The following is a 12,245-nucleotide window of genomic DNA, read 5'->3' on the forward strand; positions in this document are numbered from 1 at the left end:
CGCGCGACGGTGTCCGGCCTAGAGCCCGTCCGGGAAGGCGTAGCTCGACGGCGGGTTGGCCTGCTGGGCGGCGGTGCCGTAGACGATCGCGATCTCGTCGTGGGCGTGCAGGACGATGCCCGCCGGGTTGCCCGTGACCGCCTTGCCGTTCACGTACGCCTGGAGCACCTTGCCGTCACCGGCCTGGAGCCCACCGATCTGGTTCTCCGAGAGCGCCACCTGCCACTCGGTGAAGAGCTGCCCCAGGCTGAAGTCGGCCTGGACCGGCGACTCGATGTGCAGTACGCCACTGGTGTCGTGGGTGTGCAACGGGCTGATCTCGCCGGTGGCCTGGTCGATGCCGAGTTCCGCCGGCACCACGACCGGTTTGCCGTCGACGATGACGTCGAGGTGGGCGTGGATGTGCTCCACGGTGCCCTCCGCGTCGAGCATGGGCAGTCCGGCGGCGCGTACCTGGGTGGTGGTGTCCGCCGGGGCCGACCAGGGCGGCTGCTCCGTACGCCCCTCGGCGGTCGCGGGCGGTGTGGTCGGAATCGACTGGGCCGCCGAGTGGGCCGACGCCGTGCTGCCCGGGTGGTCGAGGGAGACCACCAGGCTGACCGCGACGATGACCGCAACGGCAAGGCCGATGGCTGCACCGAAGATCAGTCGCCGTTGCCGACGCTCCTGCTGCCGCGCGCGTTCCATCGCCTTCCGGGCGGCTGCGGCGCGTGCCTTCCGGCTCTCACTCGGCATGGTGGCGGTTCCCTCCGTACGGTCTACGAGACGACACCGGGCGGTGTCCGGCCGCACGTCAGGAACGGTGCGCGGCTCGTCCAACGATGCGCGCTACGGCTGGCAAGCTCCGGGAAGATCGCTGAAGGTTCGTTGAGTGCCGGCGGGTCGGGCGGACGGATCGGGTGGACGGATCGGCGTCGGGTGGGTGGTGCCCGGTCCGGGTCGTAGGCTTTTGCCGGGTGGACCGCGGCTCCTTCGCCCTGATCACCCTGAGCACGGTCGTTGTCATCAAGGAGGTCCCGTTGCACCAGCAGAGCGGCGGCCAGCTCTCGGCAGCCGGCCCCGAGCAACCCCACGACGGCCCGGCCATCCCCGCTACCGGCGCAGAAGGAGCGATCCGATGACCGTCGAACCGACCGACCCACCGGCGTACGACCCGAGCCGCGCCGAACCGCAGCGGTACAGCCCGGCCGACGCCCCGTCCCCGTTCGAACGCGGCACCGACGGGCCGAAGGTCGTGCTCGCCGGGGTCGACGGCACCGTCACCTCGATGCGGGCGGTCGCGTACGCCGCCGGCCTGGCCCGCCGGCAGGGCAGCCAACTGGTGGTCGTCTTCGTGGCGGCGCCGCCCGTACTCGCCTCGCTGACCCCGGGCGTCGGCGGGCAGGTGCAGGACGCGCTCGAAGAACTCGCCGCCGAACTGCGTGCGGAGATCGGCAGCGCCGCCGAGGAGTTGGGCGTACCGCTGACCTTCCTCGGCCGCCGCGGCGAGCCGTACGCCGAACTGCGCACCGTCGCCGACGAGGTACGGGCGGACATGGTGGTGGTCGGAGCCTCCACCCAGGCCGGGCACCGGCTCGTCGGCTCGATCGCCGCCCGGCTGGTGAAGTCCGGTCACTGGCCGGTCGTCGTCGTCCCGTAGCCGACCCCCGCCCGCCCGGCCGGGTTCAGTCGGCGAGCGCGGCCCGCAGGTACGGCAGGTCGGCGGGCCCGCTCCAGCGGTACGCCGACAGCCCGGCCGCGCGGGCGCCGCGTACCGAACGGTCGTCGTCGTCGACGAAGAGCACCCGGCCCGGTGGGGTGGCGAGCGCCTGGCACGCCTGCTGGAAGAACTCCTTCGCCGGCTTGTGCACGCCGAGCACGGAGGAGTTGAGCACCAGGTCGACCTCGTCGACCAGTTCCAGCACGGCCAGGTCGGTGTCGAGCCGGTCGGTGGCGTTGGTGGCCAGCGCGACCCGGTGACCCGAGGCGCGCACCTCCCGGACGAAGGCGAGTACGTCCGGGTCGACCACCCCCCGGTACGCCTGCCACTGGTCGACCGCGGCCAGCGCGCGTTCCCGGCCGCCGGCCGGCTCCGCCAGTGCCTCCGCGACACCGGTCATCCAGTCCAGGTGGCTGATCTGTCCGGTGACCGCCGGCTGGAGCAGCGACCAGCGCATCGCGGTCTCCAGCAGTGCGCCGGCCGGAAGTCCGAACTCCCGCTCCACCGCCTCGGTGACCGCCGGATCCCACTGTCGCAGTACGCCGTCCAAGTCGACGAGCAGCGCCGTCGCCCGCTCCCGAGCCATCAATCCTCTTCCCTGCTGAGCCGCTGGCTGATCACCTCGGTGACCCCGTTGCGCATGGTGACGCCGTAGAGCGCGTCCGCCACTTCCATGGTGCGCTTCTGGTGGGTGATGATAATGAGCTGGCTCTTCTCCCTGAGCTGGGCCATCAGGGTGATCAGGCGGCCGAGGTTGACGTCGTCGAGGGCCGCCTCCACCTCGTCCATGATGTAGAACGGGCTGGGCCGGGCGCGGAAGATCGCGACCAGCATCGCGACCGCGGTCAGCGACCGTTCGCCACCGGAGAGCAACGAGAGCCGCTTGATCTTCTTGCCCGGCGGGCGGGCCTCGACCTCGACGCCGGTGGTGAGCAGGTCGTCCGGGTCGGTCAGGATCAGCCGACCCTCGCCGCCGGGGAAGAGCACGGTGAAGACCTGCTCGAACTCGCGGGCGGTGTCGGCGAAGGCGCTGGCGAAGACCTCCAGGATCCGGTCGTCCACGTCCTTGACCACGGTGAGCAGGTCACGTCGGGTGGCCTTGAGATCCTCAAGCTGCTCGGAGAGGAACTTGAAGCGTTCCTCCAGGGCGGCGAACTCCTCCAGCGCGAGCGGGTTCACCTTGCCCAGCAGGCCCAGCTCCCGTTCGGCCTTGGCGGCCCGCTTCTCCTGCACCGGGCGCTCGAACGGCACCGGCTCGGGGACCGGGGTGCCGTCCCGCTCGGCCGCCGCCACGTCCGCCGGGGTGGGCGGTACGAGCTGCTGCGGCCCGTACTCGCTGATCAGCGTCTCCACGTCGAGGGCGAAGTCCTCGGCGGCCTTGATCTCCAACTGTTCGATCCGCATCCGCTGTTCGGCGCGGGCCACCTCGTCGCGGTGCACCGCGCTGGTCAGCCGCTCCAGGTCGGCGCCGAGGCGTTTCGCGGCGCCGCGTACCTCCTGGAGTTCGGCCTCCCGGCCGGCGCGGGCGCGGGCGATCTCGTCCCGGGTCCGTTCGGCGGCGCCAAGCGAGACCACCACCCGGGTCAGCGCCTCGCGGGCGCCGTACTCGACCGCGCGGGCGATGGCGGCGCCCCGGGCGCGGGCGGCCCGGCGGGCGGCGGCGCGCTCGCGGGCGGCCCGCTCGGCGTTCGCCTGGCGGGTCAGCGAGTCGGCCCGGCCGGCGATCGCGGCGACCCGTTCCTCGGCGGTACGGACGGCGAGCCGTACCTCCATCTCGTTCTGCCGGGCCGGCGGCAGGTAACTGGCGAGTTCGTCGCGTTCCTCGGTGGACGGTTCGGCGTCGATCGGGGTCGCCTCGGCGAGCCGCAGCCGCTCCTCCAGTTCGGCCAGGCCGGCCAGGTCGGCGTCGCGGGCCTGCTCGGCGCGGGCCCGGGACTCGGCCAGCCGGTCGGTTTCGGCCTTGGCGGAGCGGGCGGCGGCGCCGAGTTCGGCGAGCCGGCGGGCGGCGGCGTTGCGCTGCCCCTCGGCCTCCCGCTTGATCGCGGCGGCGGTGGTGACGGCCTCTTTCCGCTCGGCCACCTCGGCGCGGGCGTCGGCGAGCTGTCCGGCGAGTTCGGCGATGGTCTCCTCGGCGGTGAGCCGGTTGGTGCGGGCCTCCTCGACGGCGGCCTGCACCTCGATGAAGCTCGGAGCCTTGGCTGATCCGCCGGCGGCGGCGTAGGCGCCGACCACGTCGCCGTCCGGCGTGACCCCGCGCAGCTCGGGGTTCGCGCCGACCAGCTGGGTCGCCGCCTCCAGGTCGTCGACGAGTACGACGTCACGCAGCGCCCGGTGCACCGCCGGGCGGAGTTCCTCGGGGCAGCCGACCAGGTCCGGCGCCCAGCGCGCGCCCTCGGGCAGCGCGGGTCGGAGCGCGTCCAAGGAACCGATCATGCCGGGACCGGCGGCACCGCCGACCAGCAGGCTGGCCCGTCCGGCGTCTTGGATCTTGAGGAGCCGCATCGCCTCGGCGGCCTCGTCCACGCCGCTGACCGCGACCGCGTCGGCGAGCCCGCCGAGCGCGGCGGCGAGCGCCGCCTCGTTGCCGGGCGCCACCGTCAACAGACTGGCGAGCCCGCCGAGCAGTCCCGGGACCTGGTCGGCGCGGGCCAGCAGCGCCCCGGCGCCGTCCTTGCGGCGCAGCCCCATGGCGAGCGCCTCCTCGCGGGCCTTCCAGGTCGCCGCGTCCTTCTCCGCCCGCCGTTCGGCGTCGGAGAGCGCCCGTACGGCGGCGTTGGCGGCCTCGTGCGCGGCCTGCGCCTCGGCGTGTCGGGTGTCCAGGTCGGCGTTGTCGCGGTCGGCGGCGGTCGACTGTGCCGCGACCGCGTCCACCTCGGCCTGGGCCCGTTCGGCCCGCCCCTGGGCGTCGGCGTGCGCGGCGGCGAGCCGGGCGATCTCCTCGGCTGCGGTGCCGGTACGGGCCCGCGCCGAGTTGACCTGCCCGGTCAGCCGGGCGAGCCCCTCCCGCCGGTCGGCGATCGCCTTGGCGGCGGTGACGAGGGCCCGTTCGGCCTCGGCGAGCTGGCGTTCGAGTTGCTGGCGGCTCTCCACCGCCTCGGCCAGCCGGATCTGGTCGTCGGTGAGGGCGCCCCGTAGTTCCTCCTCGTGCGCCCGGACCGCCTCCGCCTCGGCGGCGAGCTGGTCGGGGTCGCGGCCGGGCCGCTCGTCGTCCGGGGTGGCGCTCAGGTGCCGCAGCCGCTCCCGGGCGAGTTGTTCGGTGGAGCGGAACCGCTCCTGCAACGCGGAGAGCTTGTACCAGGTCTCCTGGGCGCGGGTGAGCAGTGGCGCGTCCTCGGCGAGCGCCTCCTCCAGCTCGGCCAGCCGGTGCTGGACCTCGGTGTGCTCCGCCTCGACCTGCTCCCGCCGGTCCCGCAGGGCGGCCTCGTCGGCGATCTCCTTGTCCAGGGTGGTGCGCAGGGTGGCAAGGTCGTCGGCGAGCAGCCGGAGTCGGGCGTCACGCAGGTTGGCCTGGATCGCGGCTGCGCGGCGGGCCACCTCGGCCTGCCGGCCCAGCGGCTTGAGTTGTCGCCGCAGCTCGGCGGTGAGGTCGGTGAGCCGGTTGAGGTTGGTCTGCATGGCGTCGAGCTTGCGAAGCGCCTTCTCCTTGCGCTTGCGATGCTTGAGTACGCCGGCCGCCTCCTCGATGAACGCCCGCCGGTCTTCCGGCTTGGCGTGCAGTACGGCGTCGAGCTGGCCCTGTCCGACGATGACGTGCATCTCTCGGCCGATGCCCGAGTCGGAGAGAAGTTCCTGGATGTCGAGGAGGCGGCAGGAGTTCCCGTTGATCTCGTACTCGCTCTCGCCGGAACGGAACATCCGGCGGGTGATCGAGACCTCGGTGTAGTCGATCGGCAGCGCGCCGTCGGTATTGTCGATCGTCAGTGTCACCTCGGCACGCCCGAGCGGTGCCCGGCCGGCGGTGCCGGCGAAGATGACGTCCTCCATCTTGCCGCCGCGCAGTGCCTTGGCACTGTGCTCGCCGAGCACCCAGGCGATGGCGTCGACGACGTTCGACTTGCCGGAGCCGTTCGGCCCCACCACACAGGTGATGCCCGGTTCCAGGCGGAGCGTCGTCGCGGAGGCGAAGGACTTGAACCCCTTCACCGTCAGGCTCTTCAGATACACGTTGCCGATCCTCGTCCGGCGCGAGCGCCGGTCTGTCGGGCGGCCGTGACGCGATCCGGCCGCCGGGACTCGTCGCCACCGTGGTCGTCTGGGCCAGCCGGCCACTCCCGGCCGCGGGGACCTGGTCAACCCGCAGCGTAACCCGAACCGGTCTCCCGACCGACGCGGCACGCACCCCAGGCCGGTCCGCTACCTGGCCGTGACCCTGCGGTCCCGGTCACCCCAAATCAAGATCACTACCGTGGGTGACTTCAGGGGCGGCGCGAACGGTGCCGAGCGCCCGAACCGACGGCCCGGGTTCGGACAAAAAGCTGCGCGCCGCCACAAATGTGTCGGCGCGCGATCGGTGCTGGTGCGATTCAGGAGTACGGGCGGTGGGCGCCGGTCCCGGCGCCCCCTCGATCAGGTCAGTGCCGGTTCGGCGATCCGCAGCAGGTCGTCTGCCTCGGCCACCGCCGCTTCGAGCCGATCGTTGTCGGCACGCAACCGGGTGATCTCGAACTCGAGTGCCTGAACCCTGGAACGCAGTCGGGTGACCTCGTCGAGCAGGCGCCGGTCGGGCGCCGCACCAACGTGGCCGTAGAGGGCCTTCGCCATATTGCGTCTCCTTGTAATGCGCTGCCGGAAAGGCCGGCCAACGCGCGCCCAACTCGTTCGCGACTACCTACCCGCAGGAACACGCGGGCATGATCGGGCGCGACTGGCGACACCTCTATAGTGTGCCGATGTCCCCGCTTCGTCAAGTTGGACCGGGCGCAGATCACTCTCATGTCAACCGGTTTGCTTACCGAAGGCCGCCACATGGCACGAACAAGGTCGCTGTTCGGACACTCAAAGTCTAGCTCTGGCTGGTCAACCGGATACCAGCCGCTGTCTTAGATCTTCCTTAGCCACGTTGCCCGCCCAACCCGCCCGCGCGTAGCGTCCGCACCAGCCAGCACTCCCCGAAAACCAACCGGAGGCGTACGCGTGCACGGGCGATCCGAGCGGAGGGCAGGCGGCGACCGGACGCAGCGGCACTCCGCCCCGGAACGCTCCACCGGGCGGCACCGCGGCCCCACCCGCCTTCCGGGGCCCGTCGGCCTCGCCACCGCGGTCACCCTGCTCCTGGTGATGCTCGGGGTCGGCGCCGCGGTCATGCCGATCGGCCTGGCCAGCTCACCGGAGGCGGCCCCAGCCGACCCGACCACCGCCTCCGCCGAGCCCGAGGGCATCGGAATCCTCGGCAACGCCCCCACCCCGAGCGCGACGCCCCGCCTCCGGCCGACGCCGAGCGGCAGAGCGACCCCGTCGTCACGCCCCACGCCGTCGCGTACCCCGAGCAAGGCGCCGAAGGTGGTCAGCAAGGCCGACAGCCGCGAGGAACAGGTCGTGGAGATCGTCAACCAGGAACGGGCCGCCAACGGCTGCGGCACCGTCTCGATCAACACGAAACTGGCCGAGGCCGCCCGACTGCACAGCGAGGACCAGGCCGTACACGACAAGATGTCGCACGAGGGCAGCGACGGCAGCTCGTTCGTCGACCGGGCGCGGGAGGCCGGCTACGCCAACCCGATGAGCGAGAACGTGGCCATGGGGTACGCCACCCCGGCCGCGGTGATGGACGGCTGGATGAACAGCCAGGGCCACCGGACGAACATCCTCAACTGCGACGCGAAGGCGATCGGCGTCGGCATCGCGGCCAACTCGGCCGGCCGCCTCTACTGGACCCAGGTCTTCGGCACCGTCGTCTGAGCGCCCGTCGTCCGAGCGCCCGGAAGTGCGCTGGGCCGTGCCGTACCAGCGGCTGGATCGTTGAGCCCCCACGAGGGGGTGTGCTGCTCTTGACAACCGCGGCCCACTGATCCATGCCCGGGCGGGCACCCGGACACCGGTTCCGACCGCTTCGAACGGCCGGAACCGGACGCCGTGCGGCCCTACCCGACCCACCCCGCCGACTCAGCCCGCGCCCACCGGCCCCTGCGGCACTCCTGCTGCTCGTACTGCTCCTGCTCGCACCGGCGCTGTCGGGCTGCGTACCGCAGTGGGCGCGGCCGGTGGCGATCCCGCCCTGGCCGGCCGGACCCACCCCCACCTGGCAGTGGCAGCTACGCGGCGAGTTCGACCCGAACGTCGACGCCGAGGTGTTCGTACTCGACGCCTTCCGTACGCCGGTCGAGGACATCCGCCGGCTACGCGAACGCGACCGGCGGGCGGTCTGCTACGTCAGCGTCGGCACGTACGAACCCGACCGTCCCGACGCCGAACGCTTCCCGGAGACCGTGCTCGGCGCCCCGGCGCACGCCGATGGCGACCGCTGGCTGGACATCCGGCAGTGGTCGGCACTCGAACCGGTGCTCGCCGACCGGTTCCGGCTCTGCTACGGCAAGGGCTTCACCGCCGTCATGCCGGCGCACATGGACGGATACGCCCGGGAGTCCGGTTTCCCGCTCACCTTCGACGACCAACTCGTCTTCAACCGCCGGCTCGCCGCCCTCGCCCGCTCGGCGAAGCTCTCCCCCGGCCTGACGAACGATCTCGAACAGGTGGTGGCCCTGGAGCCGTCCTTCGACTTCGCGGTCAACGAGCAGTGCTTCCAGCAGGCCGAATGTGACCAGTTGCTGCCCTTCGTCGAGGCGCGGAAACCGGTCTTCCAGGTCGAGTACGACGAACTGGCCGACGACACCTGCGTAGCGGCCCAGGGCTACGGCTTCGCCACCATCCGCAAGGAGCCCGATCTCGGCCCCTGGCGCGACCTCTGCCTGACCGCCCCACCGGCACGCTGACCCACCCTCTTGGTGCGGCTCCCTACCCTGGGCGCGGCGAGCGGCATCCGGGTCCGCCGGATCCGCGCCCGGCCCCCCTGTCGTGTCCACCCACGGTGCTGTCGTCTGTCCCACCGGCTGGCTGTCGTGCTGGCGACACCCGGGGTCGAGGACGCAATCACCCCACCCCGGCGGGCGTGACGAGTACGAGCCCCGGCAGCCGGGGCCGGAGCGGGGGGAGACGAGCATGGGGGAGAGACCGGTGCGAGCCGGTGCGACCGATCCCACCACCATCGAGGTCCAGTCCGGCGGGCCGGTGGTCGACATCACGGGACGTGCCGGATTCGACAGCTTCTTCGAAGGGTCGTACCGCCGGCTGGTGGCCCAGATCCACGCCTACCTCGGCGACCAGGCCGAAGCCGAGGACGTGGTCCAGGAGGCGTTCATCCGCGCCTGGCAGCGATGGCCGGCAGTCTGCCGGTACGACGAACCGACCAGTTGGGTACGCCGGGTGGCCTGGAACCTGGCGACCAGCCGGCTGCGTCGGGTGGCCCTCGCCGCCCGGACCATGCGCCGCCAGCAGCCACCCGCAGCCAGCCCGGCACCAAGCCCGGATCATGTCGCCCTGGTGGCGGCCCTGCGGAGGCTGCCCGACCGACAACGCCGGGCGGTGGTGCTGCACTACCTCGCGGATCTGCCGGTGCTGACCGTGGCCACGGAACTCGGCGTACCGAAAGGCACCGTGATGTCCTGGTTGCACCGGGGCCGCGCCCAGCTCGCGGTCCACCTCGCCGAATCGGGCCCCGGCACCAGACGGGAACAGAACTCCCACGACGACCTCCCGAGGCGGTGACCGTCATGCCCCACATTCCTCTGGAAACCGGCCCTGATTCCGATCCCGCTTCGCACGCCCTGCTGATGTCCTACCGGGACACCGCCCACGAGGCTGTCACCGCGCCGTCGGTGAGCTGGATCGCGACGGCGGCCCAGCGCCGCACCCGACGCCGGACCGGCGTCGCGGCGACCTTCGCCGTCGTCCTCGCGACGGCCAGCGGCACCCTGCTCGCCGGGCAGCTCGGCACGTCCGGGCAGCCCACACCGGTGCCTCCGCCTCCCTCGGCGCCTGCCACCACCGGCGTCCCGAGCCCGACCGGCACCCCGACACCCACCACGCCGAGCGTCACCCCGCCGACCCCCAGCAGCACGCCGGGCAGCCCGTCGCGGACGAGCGGGCGGCCCGCTCTGGACATCCGCGAGGTGAACTGGCAGCGGACCACCATCCGCCTCCCCACCGACCGGGCCGGTTCCACCTGCCCGACCGGCCGATTCACCAGCCGGGGCGAGACGACCGTGGTCGGCGCCCGCACCATCAAGGTCGATTCCACCGCGCTCGCCCACGGCGACCTCGACCGCGACGGGCGGGTGGAGGCCGTCATCCACTTCCACTGCGAACACACCGAGGGCGACAGCGGTGACGGCTCGGGCCAGCTCCTGGTCGTCACCGAACGGGACGGCGAACTCGTGGGCCTCGGCTACGCCGGTCCGGTAGGTGAGAACTACGGCACGGTACGGGTACGCGACGGCATCCTCGTCGCCACCGTCAATCAGCGCTACAGCGAGCAGCCGGTGTCCCAGGAACGCGGCTACCGGTGGAACGGCGCCCGGTTCGTCCAGGTCAGCGGACCCACCGCTTTCCCGCCCCGCTAGCCCGAACGCGCCTGCGGGCGCAGGTCCCGGCCCCGGCTGCCCCGTCAACCGACGGCGGTTGCCCGGGGCCGGGGCTGGCAGCGGGGACAGCTGTACGACGAGCGGTTCATGAACGACTCCCGCCGAATCGGGCTGCCGCAGCGGTGACACGGCAGCCCCTCCCGCCCGTACGCGTTGAGCGACCGGTCGAAGTAGCCGCTCTCGCCGTTGACGTTGACGTACAGCGCGTCGAAGCTGGTGCCGCCCTGGATCAGGGCCTCCCCGAGAACGTCCCGGACGTGGCCGAGCAGTCGTCGGGCGGCCGGCCCGGTCAGCGCGTCCGCCGGCCGGGTGCCGTGCAGTTTCGCCCGCCAGAGCGCCTCGTCGGCGTAGATGTTCCCCACCCCGGAGACCAACGTCTGGTCGAGCAGGGCCCGCTTGATCTCCGTACGTTTGCGTCGCAACGCGGCCACGAAGTCGTCGTCGGAGAAGGCCGGGTCGATCGGGTCCCGGGCGATGTGCGCGATCTCCGCCGGCAGCTCCGCGCCACCTTCGGAGACCGAGAGACCGCCGAAGGTGCGCTGGTCGACGAAGCGCAGCTCGGGTCCGTCGTCGTCGAACCCGAACCGGACCCGCAGGTGTGTCTCGTCCGGGGCCGCCGCCGGTTGCACCAGCAACTGCCCCGACATGCCCAGATGTCCGATCACCGCGTCGCCGCTGTCCAGCGGCAGCCAGAGGTACTTGCCCCGGCGGAGCGCGTCGAGCACGGTCCGACCGGCGAGTACGGCCGCGAAGTGCGCGTCACCGGCGAGGTGCCGGCGTACGGCACGCGGGTGGCGCACCTCGACCGTGGCGATCCGCCGACCGGTCACCCACTTGGCCAGGCCCTGCCGGACGGTCTCCACCTCGGGCAGCTCAGGCATTTCGCAAACCTCACCTCGGGTACGGCGCGATCAGGATGACGTCCGGGGCGCCCCCTGGCTGGCCGTCGGCTTCCTCGCGGCGACAGCGGGCGCCTGCGGCGCGCGAACGTCGAGCGTACTCAGGAGACGTCGCGGTCGCTCTCCTCGTCGCCCGGGGCGGCGGGTGTCGACGCGCCGACGGCTTCACCGGACCCGGTCGTCGCGGAGTCGGCCGGTTCCGCGGCTCCGGTCACCGTCGCCTCGGTCCCGCTCGGTCCGGTTTCGGCTTGTTCGGTCCCACTCGGTCCGGTTTCGGTTGGTTCGGTGTCGGCTGGTTCGGAGAGGATCCGCCAGGCGGCCTCCGCAGCACGCTGCTCAGCTTCCTTCTTGCTCCGCCCGTCGGCGCCGCCGTACCTGCGACCGGCGACCACCACCCAGGCGGTGAACGTCTTGGCGTGGTCCGGACCGGTGTCGTCGATCCGGTACTCCGGCACTCCGAGCCCGAGCGCCGCGGTCAGCTCCTGCAGGCTGGTTTTCCAGTCCAGGGCCGCCCCCCGCCCGGCCGACTCCGCCATCAGCGGGTCGAAGAGCCGGTGGATCACGATCCCGGCGGTGTCCAGCCCGTACTGAAGGTAGATCGCGCCGAGCAGGGCTTCGAGGGTGTCGGCGAGGATGCTCGCCTTGTCCCGCCCGCCGGTGGTCTCCTCCCCCTTGCCGAGCAGGAGGTAGGGGCCGAGCCCCTCCGGTCCCAGGCCACGGGCGACGTCCGCCAACGCGCGCATGTTCACCACGCTCGCGCGCAGCTTCGCCAGTTGACCCTCGGGCAGGTCCGGGTGGTTGTGGAAGAGCGCTGCGGTGATCACCACACCGAGCACCGAGTCGCCCAGGAACTCCAACCGCTCGTTGGTCGGCAGACCACCGTTCTCGTACGCGAAGGAGCGGTGGGTCAACGCCCGCTCCAGCAGCTCCGGGTCGAGGCTGACGCCGAAGGCTGCCTCCAGGTACCCGATCGGGGCGCGTCGGCGCTTGTCGTTGCTCATGCGGCTACCT

General features: G+C 72.3%; 12 protein-coding genes. 6 read left to right on the plus strand and 6 right to left on the minus strand.

Annotated elements, in window-relative coordinates:
- Nucleotides 1-18: 18 nt before the first annotated feature.
- On the minus strand, nt 19-735 hold the full coding sequence (locus tag ACIBF5_RS16055; protein ID WP_396812202.1) for a hypothetical protein: 717 nt from the start codon (nt 733-735) through the stop codon (nt 19-21).
- A 221-nt stretch (nt 736-956) separates the two neighbouring features.
- Here ACIBF5_RS16055 and ACIBF5_RS16060 point away from each other — a divergent pair, with 221 nt between their 5' ends.
- Both ACIBF5_RS16060 and ACIBF5_RS16065 read left to right on the plus strand, forming a co-directional pair.
- Entirely contained in the window at nt 957-1,121 is a 165-nt protein-coding gene (locus ACIBF5_RS16060) for a hypothetical protein (RefSeq protein ID WP_396812203.1), read from the plus strand.
- On the plus strand, nt 1,118-1,639 hold the full coding sequence (locus ACIBF5_RS16065) for a universal stress protein (RefSeq protein WP_396812205.1): 522 nt from the start codon (nt 1,118-1,120) through the stop codon (nt 1,637-1,639). The genes ACIBF5_RS16060 and ACIBF5_RS16065 overlap by 4 nt, the downstream gene beginning before the upstream one ends.
- A 25-nt stretch (nt 1,640-1,664) precedes the next feature.
- Here ACIBF5_RS16065 and ACIBF5_RS16070 read toward each other — a convergent pair whose 3' ends face one another.
- The 3 genes from ACIBF5_RS16070 to ACIBF5_RS16080 all read right to left on the minus strand — a co-directional run bounded on the left by ACIBF5_RS16070 (nt 1,665) and on the right by ACIBF5_RS16080 (nt 6,460).
- The gene (locus tag ACIBF5_RS16070) at nt 1,665-2,285 is read right to left on the minus strand and encodes an HAD-IA family hydrolase (protein WP_396812206.1); all 621 of its coding nucleotides are present in this window, start codon (nt 2,283-2,285) and stop codon (nt 1,665-1,667) included.
- On the minus strand, nt 2,285-5,863 hold the full coding sequence (gene smc / locus ACIBF5_RS16075; protein ID WP_396812208.1) for a chromosome segregation protein SMC: 3,579 nt from the start codon (nt 5,861-5,863) through the stop codon (nt 2,285-2,287). The genes ACIBF5_RS16070 and smc overlap by 1 nt, the downstream gene beginning before the upstream one ends.
- Nucleotides 5,864-6,265: 402 nt before the next feature.
- Nucleotides 6,266-6,460 (minus strand): hypothetical protein, encoded by a 195-nt coding sequence (locus tag ACIBF5_RS16080; RefSeq protein ID WP_396812210.1) that lies wholly within the window; start codon nt 6,458-6,460, stop codon nt 6,266-6,268.
- Between the two features lie 372 nt (nt 6,461-6,832).
- Here ACIBF5_RS16080 and ACIBF5_RS16085 point away from each other — a divergent pair, with 372 nt between their 5' ends.
- From ACIBF5_RS16085 to ACIBF5_RS16100, 4 genes are all read left to right on the plus strand, one after another.
- Complete coding sequence (locus tag ACIBF5_RS16085; protein ID WP_396812212.1) at nt 6,833-7,597, plus strand: CAP domain-containing protein; 765 nt, start codon at nt 6,833-6,835, stop codon at nt 7,595-7,597.
- Nucleotides 7,598-7,710: 113 nt separating this feature from the next.
- Entirely contained in the window at nt 7,711-8,628 is a 918-nt protein-coding gene (locus ACIBF5_RS16090) for an endo alpha-1,4 polygalactosaminidase (protein WP_396812214.1), read from the plus strand.
- Between the two features lie 226 nt (nt 8,629-8,854).
- Nucleotides 8,855-9,460 (plus strand): RNA polymerase sigma factor, encoded by a 606-nt coding sequence (locus ACIBF5_RS16095; protein ID WP_396812215.1) that lies wholly within the window; start codon nt 8,855-8,857, stop codon nt 9,458-9,460.
- A gap of 5 nt (nt 9,461-9,465) precedes the next feature.
- Nucleotides 9,466-10,314: a hypothetical protein gene (locus ACIBF5_RS16100; protein WP_396812217.1), complete on the plus strand. Its 849-nt coding sequence runs from the start codon at nt 9,466-9,468 to the stop codon at nt 10,312-10,314.
- 44 nt (nt 10,315-10,358) lie between these two features.
- Here ACIBF5_RS16100 and mutM read toward each other — a convergent pair whose 3' ends face one another.
- Both mutM and rnc read right to left on the minus strand, forming a co-directional pair.
- On the minus strand, nt 10,359-11,216 hold the full coding sequence (mutM, locus tag ACIBF5_RS16105; protein ID WP_396812219.1) for a bifunctional DNA-formamidopyrimidine glycosylase/DNA-(apurinic or apyrimidinic site) lyase: 858 nt from the start codon (nt 11,214-11,216) through the stop codon (nt 10,359-10,361).
- Between the two features lie 119 nt (nt 11,217-11,335).
- On the minus strand, nt 11,336-12,235 hold the full coding sequence (rnc, locus tag ACIBF5_RS16110; RefSeq protein ID WP_396812221.1) for a ribonuclease III: 900 nt from the start codon (nt 12,233-12,235) through the stop codon (nt 11,336-11,338).
- Nucleotides 12,236-12,245: the final 10 nt, after the last annotated feature.

Origin of the sequence: Micromonospora sp. NPDC050417, assembly GCF_044458865.1 — a bacterium.
Lineage (GTDB): Bacteria > Actinomycetota > Actinomycetes > Mycobacteriales > Micromonosporaceae > Micromonospora_G.